The 13,879-nt window shown below is 63.1% G+C and carries 18 protein-coding genes; 5 read left to right on the forward strand and 13 right to left on the reverse strand.

Going from position 1 to position 13,879, the window contains the following annotated elements; genetic code table 11:
* Window positions 1-26 precede the first annotated feature (26 nt).
* Window positions 27-1,547 (reverse strand): HAMP domain-containing sensor histidine kinase, encoded by a 1,521-nt coding sequence (locus EOA32_RS10295; protein WP_066992725.1) that lies wholly within the window; start codon window positions 1,545-1,547, stop codon window positions 27-29.
* 75 nt (window positions 1,548-1,622) lie between these two features.
* On the opposite strand from EOA32_RS10295, the gene EOA32_RS10300 reads away from it, so the two are divergent.
* From EOA32_RS10300 to EOA32_RS10315, 4 genes are all read left to right on the forward strand, one after another.
* Window positions 1,623-2,246, forward strand: coding sequence for a thermonuclease family protein (locus tag EOA32_RS10300; protein ID WP_128371690.1), 624 nt, complete (start codon window positions 1,623-1,625; stop codon window positions 2,244-2,246).
* A 117-nt stretch (window positions 2,247-2,363) separates the two neighbouring features.
* Window positions 2,364-2,975, forward strand: coding sequence for a glutathione S-transferase (locus EOA32_RS10305; protein ID WP_128371691.1), 612 nt, complete (start codon window positions 2,364-2,366; stop codon window positions 2,973-2,975).
* A gap of 27 nt (window positions 2,976-3,002) precedes the next feature.
* The gene (locus EOA32_RS10310; protein ID WP_128371692.1) at window positions 3,003-3,620 is read left to right on the forward strand and encodes a uracil-DNA glycosylase family protein; all 618 of its coding nucleotides are present in this window, start codon (window positions 3,003-3,005) and stop codon (window positions 3,618-3,620) included.
* Window positions 3,621-3,728: 108 nt separating this feature from the next.
* On the forward strand, window positions 3,729-4,220 hold the full coding sequence (locus EOA32_RS10315) for an Lrp/AsnC family transcriptional regulator (protein WP_066992738.1): 492 nt from the start codon (window positions 3,729-3,731) through the stop codon (window positions 4,218-4,220).
* A 44-nt stretch (window positions 4,221-4,264) separates the two neighbouring features.
* Here EOA32_RS10315 and EOA32_RS10320 read toward each other — a convergent pair whose 3' ends face one another.
* The 12 genes from EOA32_RS10320 to moaA all read right to left on the reverse strand — a co-directional run bounded on the left by EOA32_RS10320 (window position 4,265) and on the right by moaA (window position 13,332).
* A complete protein-coding gene (locus EOA32_RS10320) occupies window positions 4,265-4,837 on the reverse strand; it encodes a DUF3299 domain-containing protein (RefSeq protein ID WP_066992741.1) in 573 nt (190 codons plus the stop codon).
* Between the two features lie 67 nt (window positions 4,838-4,904).
* Complete coding sequence (locus EOA32_RS10325) at window positions 4,905-5,606, reverse strand: DNA alkylation repair protein (RefSeq protein WP_128371693.1); 702 nt, start codon at window positions 5,604-5,606, stop codon at window positions 4,905-4,907.
* A gap of 6 nt (window positions 5,607-5,612) precedes the next feature.
* Window positions 5,613-6,482 carry an NAD(P)-dependent oxidoreductase gene (locus tag EOA32_RS10330; RefSeq protein ID WP_128371694.1) on the reverse strand — a complete coding sequence of 290 codons (870 nt, stop codon included), beginning with the start codon at window positions 6,480-6,482 and terminating at the stop codon, window positions 5,613-5,615.
* 98 nt (window positions 6,483-6,580) lie between these two features.
* A complete protein-coding gene (locus tag EOA32_RS10335) occupies window positions 6,581-7,405 on the reverse strand; it encodes an ABC transporter permease (RefSeq protein WP_128371695.1) in 825 nt (274 codons plus the stop codon).
* Entirely contained in the window at window positions 7,402-8,118 is a 717-nt protein-coding gene (locus EOA32_RS10340) for an ABC transporter permease (protein WP_066992752.1), read from the reverse strand. The genes EOA32_RS10335 and EOA32_RS10340 overlap by 4 nt, the downstream gene beginning before the upstream one ends.
* A gap of 79 nt (window positions 8,119-8,197) precedes the next feature.
* Entirely contained in the window at window positions 8,198-8,983 is a 786-nt protein-coding gene (locus EOA32_RS10345; RefSeq protein WP_066992755.1) for an ABC transporter substrate-binding protein, read from the reverse strand.
* 153 nt (window positions 8,984-9,136) lie between these two features.
* Window positions 9,137-9,652 (reverse strand): molybdopterin-guanine dinucleotide biosynthesis protein B, encoded by a 516-nt coding sequence (gene mobB / locus EOA32_RS10350; protein ID WP_128371696.1) that lies wholly within the window; start codon window positions 9,650-9,652, stop codon window positions 9,137-9,139.
* Window positions 9,649-10,281 carry a molybdenum cofactor guanylyltransferase MobA gene (gene mobA / locus EOA32_RS10355; protein WP_128371697.1) on the reverse strand — a complete coding sequence of 211 codons (633 nt, stop codon included), beginning with the start codon at window positions 10,279-10,281 and terminating at the stop codon, window positions 9,649-9,651. Before mobA ends, mobB begins: the two co-directional genes overlap by 4 nt.
* 5 nt (window positions 10,282-10,286) lie before the next feature.
* The gene (locus EOA32_RS10360) at window positions 10,287-11,207 is read right to left on the reverse strand and encodes a DMT family transporter (RefSeq protein WP_095780504.1); all 921 of its coding nucleotides are present in this window, start codon (window positions 11,205-11,207) and stop codon (window positions 10,287-10,289) included.
* Between the two features lie 122 nt (window positions 11,208-11,329).
* Window positions 11,330-11,674, reverse strand: a complete 345-nt coding sequence (locus EOA32_RS10365; protein ID WP_128371698.1) for a hypothetical protein — start codon at window positions 11,672-11,674, stop codon at window positions 11,330-11,332.
* Between the two features lie 113 nt (window positions 11,675-11,787).
* The gene (locus tag EOA32_RS10370) at window positions 11,788-12,282 is read right to left on the reverse strand and encodes a hypothetical protein (protein ID WP_128371699.1); all 495 of its coding nucleotides are present in this window, start codon (window positions 12,280-12,282) and stop codon (window positions 11,788-11,790) included.
* Between the two features lie 54 nt (window positions 12,283-12,336).
* Window positions 12,337-13,332, reverse strand: coding sequence for a GTP 3',8-cyclase MoaA (gene moaA / locus EOA32_RS10375; protein WP_095825398.1), 996 nt, complete (start codon window positions 13,330-13,332; stop codon window positions 12,337-12,339).
* Between the two features lie 193 nt (window positions 13,333-13,525).
* Between moaA and EOA32_RS10380 the strand changes: the two genes are divergently transcribed.
* Window positions 13,526-13,879 (forward strand): DUF971 domain-containing protein, encoded by a 354-nt coding sequence (locus EOA32_RS10380; RefSeq protein WP_066989863.1) that lies wholly within the window; start codon window positions 13,526-13,528, stop codon window positions 13,877-13,879.

The following is a 13,879-nucleotide window of genomic DNA, read 5'->3' on the forward strand; positions in this document are numbered from 1 at the left end:
GTTCGGGTCCAACCGGCGTCCCGGAGCTAACGCCGGCGGGCGGCGACAGCCTTGGTCGGCAGCGCGGGCAATTCCTCCATCACTCGGCTCAGCGGGAAGATGGCGATGGCCTCGGTGCCTTCGCGCAGCTTGGAGTGCAGCTCGAACTCGCCGCCATGCATGTCGAGCAGACCCTGCACGATCGGCAGTCCGAGGCCCGTTCCCTGTTCGGCGCTCTTGATGGCGATCGAGCCCTGGCCGAAGGCGGAAAGCACCACGGGGATTTCCTCTTCCGGAATGCCTGGACCGTTGTCCTTGACCGAGATGTACTGACCGCCGCCCGCCGTCCAGCCGACGCGCACACGCACTTCGCCGCCCGACGGCGTGAACTTGATGGCATTGGACAGCAGATTGAGCGCGATCTGCCGGATGGCACGCTCGTCGCCGAACAGGCGCGGTAGCGCGGTCTCGAACTCCTGGATGACGCGGATGTCCTTGTTGCGGGCTCTCAGTTCCATCATATGGCAGCAATCCTCAACGATCGTCACCAGCGCCACCGGCTCCTCGTTGAGCTGGTAGCGGCCGGCCTCGATGCGCGACAGGTCGAGGATCTCATTGATCAGATCGAGCAGATGCTGGCCGGATTCGTGCACATCATGCGCGTAATCGCGATAGGTCGGGTTGTTCATCGGCCCGAGCACTTCATTGGCCATCACTTCGGAGAAACCGAGGATGGCGTTGAGCGGCGTCCGGAGCTCATGGCTCATCGAGGCGAGGAAGCGCGACTTCGCCAGATTGGCGTCCTCGGCGCGCCGCCTGGCCTCGTCGGACATGGATTTGGCAGTCTCCACCTCGGCGATCAGCGCGTCCTTCTCGGAGCGGAAGGAGAGCAGCATCCAGGATGACTGGTTGAGATGGCGCGCGACGTAGCCGAAGAAGGGCAGGGCAGCGACCAGAAGCGCCGCCATGATCCCTTCGATCGGCATCCACAGGCGCAGGACGGCATAGACATAGACCGCCACGGGAACGGCGAAGGTCGCCAATAGCGCGCCGCCCAGCGACGATGCCATCACCGCAGTCGTCGCCATGGCGACCAGGAGCACCATGGCCTTGACGACATGGAACTGGTCGACCTGGCATGTGGCGCAGCCCAGCCAGGCGAACCAGGCCCAGCCGAGGCCGCAGAGCGAATGGCCGATCAGGAAATCGCGGCGCGTCTGCACAGGGTCGAGCTCGGCCGCTTCCGCGCGCTCGACGCGCCGCGCCATGAAGGTGACGATAGCGTAGCAAAGCAGCATGAAGAGAGCCCAGACGGCGACCTGGTTGCCCAGGCCCGCGAAGCGGCCGATGGCCGCTACTACAAGCACAAGCAGAGGAATCGCCGCCGCACTGACCACCATGGCGCGTGCATGCAGCTTGAGCAGTTCGCGGTCGAAATCGAGGCTGCCGGCCTGCTGCGAAAGACGGTCACGCGTCCTGCGCACCGCGCGCGCCACATCGCTGTTGCGATGCGGTTTCCTGCGGTCCACAATGAATTTGTCCGCTGTGTCCGAGCGTAGCAAAGGCATGCAAGTTCAATTTCTGCGCGCAGCGATTTTCAGTTCGTTAAGCTACGTTCGAATGATTAAGAGACTGTTTGCCATATGAGCCGTTCCTGGTCGCGAAGACCGCGCCGGCGCTATGTTCCGCGGCCTCCGCGAAGCCTTTTGCGCAGGCTTCTGGATTACGGGCTGGCCGTGGTCCTGCTTGGCCTGTCCATCCTGGTGGCGGCGCGGCTCGACCGCTTCGAGACGCGACAGGAGCAAGGCTCGGCGATCGTCAAGGACGGCGATTCGATCACGCTTGGCGCCGAGCGCATCCGCATGCGCGGCATCGACTCGCCGGAATACACACAGACGTGCCGCAAGGACGGGGCCAACTATGCCTGCGGCAGGCTTGCGCGGCAGTCGCTGGTGCAGCTGATCGCCGACAGGCCGGTCTCCTGCAGCGGCTGGCAGCGCGACCGCTACGGCCGGTTGCTCGGCGACTGCAAGGCGGGCGACACGGACCTCAACCGGGCGCAGGTACAGTCCGGATGGGCCGTCGCCTTCGGCGACTTCGAAACCGAGGAGGCCGTCGCCCGGGCTGCCAAGGTGGGCATCTGGGCTGGCTCCTTCGATCAGCCGCAGGACTGGCGCGACAGCCATCACAATCAACCCGTCGAAAGGAAGCACGGCGCACTGGCTTCGCTCGGCGATGCGTTGCGTGAGCTTGTTCGTTTCTGGTGATGCCCGCTTCGGGGGATGCTCTGTTTGCCAACATGTGGTCTTGCCAAACCGCTATGCAGTTTTGGGCGACATGCATTGCAGCGCGCCCTAAGATTGGCATGAAGATCGGAGACTGGAATGAAGCTGTTCGATGGCGGCCGGGCGCCCAACCCCAGACGGGTTCGGGTTTTCCTGGCTGAAAAAGGGCTAACCGTCCCTTTGGTGCCCGTGGACATGGGCGCGCTGGAGCATCGCAAGGAGCCGGTGGCGTCGCGCAATGCGCTGCGGCGGCTGCCCGTGCTCGAACTCGACGACGGGACCATCATCACCGAATCCATCGCCATTTGCCGTTATTTCGAGGAGTTGCACCCCGAGCCCGCCCTGTTCGGAACAAGCGCGCTCGGCAAGGCCATGGTGGAGATGTGGCAAAGGCGTCTGGAGCTAAACCTGATGAGCTGCGTGGCCGCCGCGTTCCGGCACATCCATCCGGCGATGAAGGAATGGGAGGTGCCGCAGATCCCGGAATGGGGCGAGGCCAACAAGCCGAAGGCCATCGAGTTCCTGCATCTCCTCGACCGGGAGTTGGCGGATAGGGAATTTGCCGCCGGCGACACCTATTCGGTCGCCGACATCACCGGGCTGATCGCCATCGATTTCATGAAGCCGGCACGCATCAAGGTGCCTGAGGAATGCGGGAACGTGCTGCGCTGGCACGCAGCGCTCTCTAGCCGGCCAAGCGCTGCTGCTTGAGGCTTGTTTTTGGAGAACCCGCCGGACATGAGCGAAGCGCTGGAGAGCCTTGCCGCCAAGGTGCGGGCTTGCCGCATCTGCGTCGAGCAGCCGCGCGGCCGGCCCCTGCCGCATCAGCCGCGCCCGGTGCTTGTGCCTTCGTCGAAGGCCCGCATCCTGCTTGCCGGCCAGGCGCCGGGCACGAAAGTCCACATCTCGGGCATGCCGTTCACCGACGCTTCCGGGGATCGCTTGAGGAACTGGCTCGGCGTCACCCCCGACGAGTTCTACGACACGGAGAAATTCGCCATCGTGCCGATGGGTTTCTGCTTTCCGGGCCAGGACGCCAAGGGCGCCGACCTGCCGCCGCGGCGCGAATGCGCCACCGCCTGGCGCGCCGATCTGATGGCGCTGATGCCGCAGATCGATCTGGTGCTGACGATCGGCGGTTATGCGCAGTCCTGGCACATGGGCACGGCGCGTGGGCCGTCGCTGACGGAAACGGTCAGAAACTGGCGCGCTGTCTGGGATGCTGCAGCCGGGCCGAAAGTGCTGCCGCTGCCGCATCCGTCATGGCGAAACACCGGCTGGCTGAAGAAGAATCCGTGGTTTGAAATGGATTTGCTGCCATTCCTGCGCTCGGAAATCCGCTATCGCCTCAATTAGGCATCTTGCAAGAAATCACTCGCTTTTGCCGGCATTGGCAGAATTTCTTTCTTGTGAAAGGGCCTGATAAAAAGGATTATAGCCAAACTATTCCGCTGGAGCCTTCCCATGGACCGCCTAGACAGAAAAATTCTTCGCCTCCTGCAGGAGGACGCGACGCTTGCGGTCGCCGATGTCGCCAAGAAAGTCGGCCTGTCGACCACGCCGTGCTGGCGGCGCATCCAGAAGCTCGAGGAAGAGGGCGTCATCAAGCGGCGCGTGGCCATTCTCGACCATGAGAAGGTCAATGTGCGCGTCACCGTCTTCGTTTCGATCCGCACCAATTCGCACAGCCATGAATGGCTGCGGCGCTTCTCCGAGGTCATCCAGGAATTTCCGGAGGTGGTCGAGTTCTACCGCATGAGCGGCGACGTCGACTATCTCTTGCGCGTCGTGGTGCCCGACATTGCCGCCTACGACGCCTTCTACAAGCGGCTGATCGCCAAGATCGAGATCCGCGACGTGTCGTCCTCCTTTGCCATGGAGCAGATCAAGTACACGACCGAGATCCCGCTCGACTACATGATCCTGGACAAGGAGTCGGGGGCCAACGCGGCCTGAGGATCTGGCGCTCGCGCTTCCCGATATGCGCGAAGTTGCGAGACCTAGTTCTTCTTTTTGTTGAGGAAATTCCACGGCGAGTTGACCGGGAGCGTGACGGCGTCCGGCACGCTGTCGACATCAGCCACCTCGGCCTTGCGCACGGTATAGCCGGACTGCACGATCAAGACGCCGTCCAGGATGAAGAGTTGGCTCTTCTCCATGCCGGGCTTCAGCACGCCGGTGACGGAGACCGGCTGGTATGCCTCCGCCATCCTGTAAGGATGCGCCGGCGTTACCAGCACGATCTGGTTCGGAGGCGGCGTCGGCATGTGGCTGCAGGCGCCGGTCCAAGGCACCAGCAGGAACTGGTAGACGAGGTCGCCCTCGCGATCGACCGGCAAGGCGTAGCCGGACAATTGAACGGTCTTGTCCTGCAGATTGAGCGACAGTGTCTCACCGTGATCGGGCAGTTTTGCCGCGATCATCGGCAGGTTGGCGTCCTCGGCGACCGCCTGCGTCGCCGGGCGCAAGTCTTTCCAGAAGATATGCGCGACGTCGGCCGCGGCGTCGGCTCTCGCGGTGGCGAGCATAAGCACGATCGCCAGCGTCGCGCTTGATCTGAAACGCCTGCTCATGGTGGTCATCCTCCGCCAGTCCCATTTCGGAAGCGAGTAAAAGCGTCGTGAGCTTACTTCGCTGAGATCACAGTCGTGTGGTCGCGAGCCGTTCGAGCTGTTTGACATCGGAAAGCTCCTTCACCGCGTCCTTGCCGATCCAGCGTGCCGTCTTGTCGGACGACGCCGCCAGTTTCTCGGCCAGCGCAAGGGCAGGGGCGTGCAGCGCCCTCGACCGCTTGCCGATCTGCCGCAGTGCCCAGTTCACCGCCTTGCGCACGAAGTTGCGCGGATCGCCGGCATGCCTCTCGATCGGCAGAGCAGCGAGGAAGCTCGCGTCCGGCTCCTTCTTCAGATGCACCGCCGCCCAGGCCAGCATGGCAAAGGCGGTGCGGCGGACAAACTCGCGCTCGTCCTTGGCGAATTCCTCGACCAGCTCACGCCAGAACGGTGTTTCGGCGAACAGGTCGGCAACGGTATCGACAATCTCCCAACTGTCGAAATCGGCGGCCCAGCGCCGGCATTGACCGATGTCGAGCTTCTTCGGCTCGCCGGTGAAAGCGGCCATCAATCGCGCTTCGCGAATGCCGGTGTCCCACAAGAGCAGCGACCGTTCCTGGTTCTTCTTCAGCTTGCGCGCCAGCGGCCGCAGATCGGAATTGCCGACGCCGAGCGCGGTTCTCGTGTTGATGCCGAATCGCGCCATGCCGGCGCGGTTTTTCTCGCTGCCGATCGAACGCAGATGGGCGACGATCTCGTCGGCGCTCCAGCTTGGATCGGGCAGGACCATCGCCGTCTATTTTTCCAGGCGGGCGAGCAGCGAGGACGTGTCCCAGCGCCTGCCGCCAATGTCCTGCACGTCCTTGTAGAACTGGTCGACCAGCGCGGTCACCGGCAGCTTGGCGCCGTTGCGGTTGGCTTCGGCGAGGCAGATGCCGAGATCCTTGCGCATCCAGTCGACGGCGAAGCCGAAGTCATATTTTCCGGCGTTCATCGTCTTGTGGCGGTTCTCCATCTGCCAGGAGCCGGCAGCGCCCTTGGAGATCACCTCGATGACCTTCTCAATGTCGAGGCCGGCCTTCTTGCCGAAATGGATGCCTTCGGCCAGCCCTTGGACGAGGCCGGCAATGGCAATCTGGTTGATCATCTTGGTGAGCTGGCCGGCGCCCACGGGTCCCATCAGCCCGACCATGCGGGCATAGGCATCGATGACCGGCTTGGCCTTGTCGAAGGCGGCCTGCTCACCGCCGACCATGACGGTCAGCACGCCATTCTCGGCGCCCGCCTGGCCGCCCGACACCGGCGCATCGAGGAAGGAAAAGCCGGCCTTTCCGGCGGCTTCGGCCAGTTCGCGCGCGACTTCGGCCGAGGCTGTCGTGTTGTCGATGAAGACGGAGCCCTTCTTCATCGCGGCGAAGGCGCCGCTCGCGCCTGTCGTCACCGAGCGCAGGTCGTCGTCATTGCCGACGCAGGAGAAGACGAAATCCTTGCCTTCGGCCGCCTCGGCCGGTGTCAGCGCAAGTCTGCCGCCATGCTGGGCGACCCATTGTTCGGCCTTGGCGGTCGTGCGGTTATAGACGGTGATGTCGTGGCCGCCCTTGTTCCTGAGGTGCCCGGCCATCGGATAGCCCATGACGCCAAGACCGAGAAATGCAACCGATGCCATAAGCCTGCCTTCCAACAACAGATTTCAGTGGCGGAAGGTCTAGGCTATGCGAAAAATTCGTCAAGGCGTGCAAAGCCGCATCGACTGGTGCAGGCCCGTCATCGTTTGAGGTGAATGGTGATCCGGCGTTCGATCCATTCGACGCCGTGACGCAGGATCTCGACCAGCACCAGGTAGACGATCGCCACCCAGATATAGGCCTGGATGTCGAAAGATTTTGCGTAGGCGAGCTTCGCGTTGCCCATCAGGTCGTAGACGGTGATGATGGCGACAATCGCCGAGGCCTTGATCATCAGGATGAGCTCGTTGCCGTAAGGCCGCAGCGCCACGATGATCGCCTGCGGCATGATCACCTTGCGCAGCGTCTGCAGCTTGTGCAGGCCAAGCGAGGCCGCGCCTTCCCACTGGCCCCGCGGAACGCTTTCGATGGCGCCGCGCAGGATCTCGGCCTGGTAGGCGGCGGTGTTGAGCGAAAAGGCAAAGACGCCGCAGTAGAACGCCTCGCGGAAGAACCACCATAGTCCGACGGTTTGCAGCTCGGGACGGAACGAGCCGACACCGTAATAGACCAGATAGGTCTGCACGAGCAGCGGGGTGCCGCGGAAGAAGTAGACGTAGCAATAAGCCAATCCGGAAAGGATGCGGTTCTTGGACATCCGCCCGTAGGCAACCGGCAACGAGAGGATAGCGCCCGCCACCATCGAGATGCCGACCAGGGACAGGGTGGTTCCGAGCCCCTGCAGATAGGCCGGCGCGTATCTGGCGAAGAAATCGGCGTTCCAGGCGTGGACCAGATAGGCGACGATGCCGATGCCGAAAAGGCCCCAGAGGCCGACCAGCGCGTAGCCTATGATGCGCACGCGCGGCCAGCCGCGAGCCCGGGGCGGTGGCCTGTCAACCGCAATAGCCTGGCTGACGCTCATCGTGCCTCCCTCCGCCCGAGCGAGCGCTGGATATAGCCGGTGGCGACCGAGGACAGGATGGCCAGCACAAGGAAGACCAGCGCCGCGACACTGTAGAAGAGGAAGGAATGCTTGGTGACGCGCGCCGCGACACCGGCATTGCGCAGGGTTTCCGCTAAATTGACGACCGACACCAGCGAGGTGTCCTTGAGCAGGCTGAGCCAGCAATTCTCCAGACCGGGGAAGGCGATGCGCAGCAGTTGCGGCAGGATCACCAGGCGCATCGTCTGCCATTTCGAAAGGCCAATGGCGTAGCCGCCCTCATACTGGCCCTTGGGAATGGCGCGAAAGGCGGAGAGAAAGACTTCGCTAGCGTAGGAGGAGAAGATCAGCGCCAGCACGATCATGCCGGCAATGAAGCTGTTCACGTCGATTGTCGCCTCGGGCTCGAACAGGCGGACGACATATTGCAGCAGCAGCGGCATGCCGAAGAAGAACAGGAACAGCGTCACCAGTTCGGGCAGGCCGCGAAAAACAGTGGTGTAGATGTTGGCCGCGAGCCGGAGCGCGGGCTCTTCGTGCTGCTTGGCGAAGGCGACGAAGAACCCGATCGCCAGGCCTATCGGCAATGTCGCAAGCGCCAGCGCAACCGTGACCAGCACACCAGACGCAATGTCGTCACTCCAGCCATCCGGTCCCCAACTGAGAAGTGTCCAAATGCTTTGGGCTGGCATTGGCGGGGCGTGTCTCCGTGGCGATCCCGGAATGGAGGCAGGGCGGCGAGGTGATCCTCACCGCCCTGAGCGCAAATGATCAGGACTCGGCGCCGTAGACGTCGAACTTGAAGTACTTGTCGTTGATTTCCTTGTACTTTCCATTCTTGCGGATAGCGTCGATCGCGGAATTCAGCTTGTTGACCAGGTCGGTCTCGCCCTTACGCACGGCAATGCCGGCGCCCGGTCCGAAAATCTCGACCGGCTGCGGCGAGGGCTGGCCGAGGATCTTGCAGCAGGCGCCGTCGGGCGAATCCAGCCACTGCTGCAGCACGACGATGTCGTCCTCGATGGCGTCGAGACGGCCATTGGCGAGGTCGGCCTGTTCCTCGGGGCTGCTCGGATAGCCCTTGATAGTGCTGTCGGTGTAGGTCTTCGAGGCATAGTTGAAGTGGGTCGTCGTGGTGGCGACGCCGATCGTCTTGCCGGCGAGGTCTTCCTTGGTCACGCCCTTGAGCGGCGAATCCTTCGGCACGGCGATCGCCGACGGCGTGTTGTAATATTTGTGGGTGAAGTCGACCTTTTCCTGGCGCTCTGGCGTGATCGACATGGAAGCGACGATGGCGTCGAACTTGCCGGCCTGGAGCGCCGGGATGATGCCGTCCCAATCCTGCGCGACGAAGGTGCACTTCACCTTCATTTCGTCGCAGAGGGCCTTGGCGATGTCGATGTCGAAGCCGACCAGCTGGCCGTCCGAGGTCAGGTTGTTGAAGGGCGGGTACGCGCCTTCGGTGCCGATCCTCAGGGTCTTTTCCTGAGCCTGGGCGACGCCAAGTGTCAGCAGCGCGGCCGAAGCGGCAAGCGCGATACGCAGTGCAATACGCATGATAATCCTCTCATATTGTCATGGCCGCTGTCCCGTGCGGCTCTTGTGGGCGGAGCCTTTTTGACCGCCCGCTGCGCGGGATACTCCCACTCTTTGCAAGAAAAAAGCAACTGCAAAAACAACAGCAAACGGCAACCGCCGTGTGCCGCTGCGTTACTTGCCTGGACTGACGAGACCGGTCGCGCGCTCGATAAAATCGGCTATCGATTTCGTATCGTCGAGGTTGAAGACCGGCAGCTTTTCGCCTTCGACCGGAAAGTCGGCGGCGACAGCCACGATGTTCGGGTCGTTGATCGAAAGCGGCGTCCGGTCCTTGGCCTCCAGCCGTCTCGCTTCGATCTTTTGGTGTGATTCGCGCTTGTAGCCTTCGACCAGCACGATGTCCGAGGGCGCCAGCCGCGCCAGGATGTCGTCCAGCGCCGGCTCGTCCTCGTTGCGCAGTTCGTGCATCAATGCCCAGCGCCGTCCGGAGACGACCGCGGCCTCCATCGCGCCGGCCTGGCGGTGGCGGAAACTGTCTGTGCCGGGCTTGTCGATGTCGAAGTCATGATGGGCATGCTTGACCGTCGAGACCGTCCAGCCGCGGCGCACCAGCTCGGCGACCAGCTTTTCGGTCAGGGTCGTCTTGCCGGAGTTCTTCCAGCCGGTGATGCCGAACACGCGTCTCATGGCTCAAGGCTTTGCAACAGACGCTCGGCCTCCGCAAGATCGTCGGGCGTGTTGATGTTGAAGAACGGGTCTAGCCGCTCGCCTCCGGCTTCGAGCATCGGAAACTCCACCTCGACAAAACCATGCCGCTCCATGAAGGCCGAGACCCGTCGAGTTTCCTCCTCAACCAGGAAATGGCGCAGGGCATCGCGCAGGCCGAGCGGCCAGAGTGCGAAGGTCGGGTGCCACCTGCCGTCGGAACTAGCGACCGCGATCGCGCCCGGCCGTGCCCGAGCGGCAACGGCCAATCGCTCGACGAGATCGCCAGGGAAGAACGGCGTGTCGCCGGCCGCACTGACCAGCGACCGGTAGCCCGTGTCCGCTGCCGCCCATTCAAGGCCGGTGAGGATGCCGGCGAGCGGGCCGGCATGGCCCTCTATCGTATCGGCAAGCACCGGAAGGTTGGTGCCAGCAAACCGTGCCGGATCGCCGTTGGCGTTGAGCGCCAGCGTGGCGACCTGCAGTGTGAGACGCGCGGCGACATGCTCGATCAGCCTGACCTTGCCCAGCGAAAGCAGCGTCTTGTCGCCGCCGCCCATCCGGCGCGACTGGCCTCCCGCCAGGATGATGCCTGCAACGCTTCGGTCCATCGGGACTATATGCCGTCCGGCGCCATGTCGGGTCCAGCGCTTTCGGCGGCAGGCTGGCGCCTGCCGACGACACGCTCGCGGTAGAGCGCGTAGAGGCCGGAGCCGATGATGATCGCGGCGCCGACGATCATCGGCAGGTCGGGGATATCGCCGAAGATGACGAGGCCGAGCACTATCGACCACAGCAGCGCCGTATAGCGGAAGGGCGCGATGAAGGAGATGTCGCCCGAGCGCATCGCCATGATGATGAACTGATAGCCGATGAGCACGAGCACGGCGGCCAGCGCCAGCAGCGCCGTCGCCTTGGCGGTCATGGGCGTCCAGCCGCCCATCGGCGGGAGCAGCAGCGCACCCAGGATCGTCATGGCCAGCGCAGTCGCGGTCGATACCAGCATGGTCGGGATCGCTTGCGGGATGCGCTTGGTGGCGAGATCGCGCACCGCGCAGCAGCCGACGCTCGCCAGCGCCAGCAACGAATAGGCGCTGAAACCCTCGAAGCCCGGCCGCACGATGATCAGCACGCCGGCAAAGCCGACGGCAATGGCGAGCCAGCGGCGCCAGCCGACGCCCTCGCCGAAGAACAGTGCGGCGCCCATCGTCACGGCCAGCGGCAGCGCCTGCAGAACGGCGGAGACGTTGGCGATCGGCAAATGGGCAAGGGCGATCAGGAACGACACGGTCGCGCCGGCTTCGCCGGCGACACGCAGCGCGACCATCGGCTGCAGCATGGCGCGTGGATCAGCAAGCGCGCCGCGCCGCCAGGCGAGCAGACCGACGAAGAGCGAGGCGAAGGCGCCACGCACCAGCATTACCTGCGCCATGTTCATCGATTCGGATGAGAATTTGGTGATCGCGTCGTTCAAGGTGAAGCCGATCATGGCCACGACCATGAACAGTGCGCCGCGAAGATTTGGCGAAAGAGGCAAGGGCGCTTCCGGGTTATGTTCTCTCGCAAGCGTCTAACAGCCAGCGGCAAGACAGCAACGTCAAAGAAATGGGCCACAGGAGGTTCCTGCGGCCCTCAATATCGGCTGCAATCCCTGAGCGATTATTTCGGTGTGCCGTTGCCGTTCTGGCCGGCGATGGTCCACAGCCCGTGCAACGAGCCGTCCTTCTCCACCTTGTAGACGACGAGGCCGATTTCCTTGCCCATCACATAGCCGGCGGAAAAGGCATCATCGTTGCGCATGCAAATGCCGTCGGAGGACGAGCCGCCGGTTTCCCAATGGATCGTGCAGGTTGTGTCGCTGGTCAGCGTGATGGTTGCCTCGCCGCCATATTTCGATCCGTCGAAATTGGTGCCGGCGACAGTGTAGGTGCCACCGATCGACTGAGCGGCCGCAGGCACCAAGGCAATCCCGAGCATTGCAAGCGAAGCCAAGAATTTGCGCATGAGAATTCCCCCTGAATGCGAAAATCGCTTCATGAGGCTAGGCCGGAACAAGTCGGCGGTAAATCGGGTGGAAGTCGGCGCGGATGGTTTATTTCCAGTGCGCCGAGCGCAGCTCAAGGGCCGCGCAGGCTGGCGGCGATCGCCCCGCTCAGCGGATCGTATTTCGCCTTAAGCGAGGAAGGATACTCGATCCAGACGGTGCGGATGACACCATCCTTTCCGAACAGGCGCCGTTCGTAGAAGACCTTGTCGCCCTTGATGCCAGAAACCACCGCCCAATTCTTCCCGGACTTGCTGTAAGTGATCTTGTAGCCCGGCCCGGTGTTTGCCTTTTCGTCGGCGACGAAGCCCTTCGGAGTGTCGTTGTCGATGTTATAAATGCCCGAGCAGGTCAGGCTGGCGCCGTCGGGCGCGCTCCATTGCTGCCCATCGCCGTTTTCTGGCTCGGGCAAGCGGTCGCTGAAAATCTCGTCGGGGAAGGTGCAGGACGTGCCGAAGCGCGCATTGACGTAGGTGAACGGCTTTGCGATTGCCGCTGTCGTCGCAATCGTCAGCAACGAGAAGGCGATCACCAAAGGCGCGCCCTGGACGAGATGAACACACTTCATGATGCCCCCAAGGTCCGTGACCGAGGGTGATCCTGCACCAAATCGGAGAAAAAATCAGCCGCCGGTGACGCTCATATGGCGCGATACCGAGGGTCGGCTGGTGCGGCGGTCGATGACGAAATCATGGCCCTTCGGCTTGCGCCCGATCGCCTCGTCTATGGCCTCGCCGACCAGCTCATTGCCTTCGGAGGCGCGCAGCGGCGCTCTCAGGTCGGCGGCGTCCTCCTGGCCGAGGCACATATAGAGCGTGCCGGTGCAAGTCAGCCGGACGCGGTTGCAGCTTTCGCAGAAATTATGCGTCATCGGGGTGATGAAACCGAGCCGACCGCCGGTCTCGGCGACCTGGACATAGCGGGCAGGGCCGCCGGTCTTATAAGGAATGTCGGTCAGCGTGAACTGGCGCTCAAGCGAGGCGCGCAGCAACGACAGCGGCAGATACTGGTCGGTGCGGTCGGCGTCGATCTCGCCCATCGGCATGGTCTCGATGACCGTCAGATCCATGCCGCGACCATGCGCCCAGCGCAGCATCTCCGGTATTTCAGCGTCGTTGAAGTCGCGCAGCGCCACGGCATTGAGCTTGACCTTCAGGCCCGCCGCTTGCGCGGCGTCGATGCCTTCCATGACCTTGCCGAGATTGCCCCAGCGGGTGATCTGGCGGAATTTGTCGGCATCGAGCGTGTCGAGCGAGACATTGATGCGCTTCACGCCGCAGTCGGCGAGCTCGGCGGCAAAGCGCGACAGCTGCGAGCCGTTGGTGGTGAGCGTCAGCTCTTCCAGCGCGCCGCTCTCAAGATGCCGCGACAGCTGGCGAACCAGGTGCATGATGTTCTTGCGCACCAGCGGCTCGCCGCCGGTCAGCCTCAGCTTCCTGACGCCCTTTTCGATGAAGACGCTGCAGAGCCGGTCGAGCTCCTCGAGCGAGAGCAGATCCTTCTTGGGCAGGAAGGTCATGTCCTCGGCCATGCAATAGGTGCAACGGAAATCGCAGCGGTCGGTAACCGACACGCGCAGATAGCTGATCGTGCGACCGAAGGGGTCGATCATGTCCATTGCAAGCGCTTCCGTGGCCTGAGCAGCGTCGTTATATACGGCTATGTGATACGATCCAACCGCGCATTCAAGATAGAAGCTCTCGATCTTTGGTAACATTCCCCGACCGACATTCTCTGTCGGCTGCCTTCTATCACCTTTTCGCACTGCGCGAACCGGCGTAGGGAAGGGCGCAACGCATTTAGGAAGAAACATGACGGCGCCGAAGGAACTCAGGGTCTCGAAGGACCGCAAGCTGCTCACCGTGACCTTTGCCGGGCATCAGCCGTTCGAACTGCCGGCGGAGTTCTTGCGCGTTGCCTCGCCTTCTGCCGAGGTGCAGGGCCATTCGCCGGATCAGCGCGTGACTGTGCCCGGCAAGCGCAATGTCGCGATTCTTAAGATCGAGCCGGTCGGCAATTACGCGGTGCGCATCACCTTCGACGATTTCCACGACACCGGCATCTTCACCTGGAACTATCTTCACACGCTCGGGCATGAAAAGGACGAGCGCTGGAACGCCTACCTCGCCGAGCTGGCCGAGAAGGGGCTCAGCCGCGACCGCTAG

The sequence above is a fragment of the Mesorhizobium sp. M1A.F.Ca.ET.072.01.1.1 genome (genome assembly GCF_004023325.1).
In the GTDB taxonomy this organism is placed as follows: Bacteria; Pseudomonadota; Alphaproteobacteria; order Rhizobiales; family Rhizobiaceae; genus Mesorhizobium.

Bases quoted from the DNA above. Each gene is read 5' to 3' on its own strand.
- EOA32_RS10330 (WP_128371694.1), bottom strand. From the start codon at position 6,482: ATGGCATCGGTTGCATTTCTCGGTCTTGGCGTCATGGGCTATCCGATG.
- EOA32_RS10305 (WP_128371691.1), top strand. From the start codon at position 2,364: ATGAAGCTGTTCGATGGCGGCCGGGCGCCCAACCCCAGACGGGTTCGG.
- EOA32_RS10295 (WP_066992725.1), bottom strand. From the start codon at position 1,547: ATGCCTTTGCTACGCTCGGACACAGCGGACAAATTCATTGTGGACCGC.
- EOA32_RS10340 (WP_066992752.1), bottom strand. From the start codon at position 8,118: ATGCCAGCCCAAAGCATTTGGACACTTCTCAGTTGGGGACCGGATGGC.
- mobB (WP_128371696.1), bottom strand. From the start codon at position 9,652: ATGAGACGCGTGTTCGGCATCACCGGCTGGAAGAACTCCGGCAAGACG.
- EOA32_RS10365 (WP_128371698.1), bottom strand. From the start codon at position 11,674: ATGCGCAAATTCTTGGCTTCGCTTGCAATGCTCGGGATTGCCTTGGTG.
- moaA (WP_095825398.1), bottom strand. From the start codon at position 13,332: ATGGACATGATCGACCCCTTCGGTCGCACGATCAGCTATCTGCGCGTG.
- mobA (WP_128371697.1), bottom strand. From the start codon at position 10,281: ATGGACCGAAGCGTTGCAGGCATCATCCTGGCGGGAGGCCAGTCGCGC.
- EOA32_RS10320 (WP_066992741.1), bottom strand. From the start codon at position 4,837: ATGAGCAGGCGTTTCAGATCAAGCGCGACGCTGGCGATCGTGCTTATG.
- EOA32_RS10370 (WP_128371699.1), bottom strand. From the start codon at position 12,282: ATGAAGTGTGTTCATCTCGTCCAGGGCGCGCCTTTGGTGATCGCCTTC.
- EOA32_RS10325 (WP_128371693.1), bottom strand. From the start codon at position 5,606: ATGGTCCTGCCCGATCCAAGCTGGAGCGCCGACGAGATCGTCGCCCAT.
- EOA32_RS10310 (WP_128371692.1), top strand. From the start codon at position 3,003: ATGAGCGAAGCGCTGGAGAGCCTTGCCGCCAAGGTGCGGGCTTGCCGC.
- EOA32_RS10300 (WP_128371690.1), top strand. From the start codon at position 1,623: ATGAGCCGTTCCTGGTCGCGAAGACCGCGCCGGCGCTATGTTCCGCGG.
- EOA32_RS10335 (WP_128371695.1), bottom strand. From the start codon at position 7,405: ATGAGCGTCAGCCAGGCTATTGCGGTTGACAGGCCACCGCCCCGGGCT.
- EOA32_RS10345 (WP_066992755.1), bottom strand. From the start codon at position 8,983: ATGCGTATTGCACTGCGTATCGCGCTTGCCGCTTCGGCCGCGCTGCTG.
- EOA32_RS10315 (WP_066992738.1), top strand. From the start codon at position 3,729: ATGGACCGCCTAGACAGAAAAATTCTTCGCCTCCTGCAGGAGGACGCG.
- EOA32_RS10380 (WP_066989863.1), top strand. From the start codon at position 13,526: ATGACGGCGCCGAAGGAACTCAGGGTCTCGAAGGACCGCAAGCTGCTC.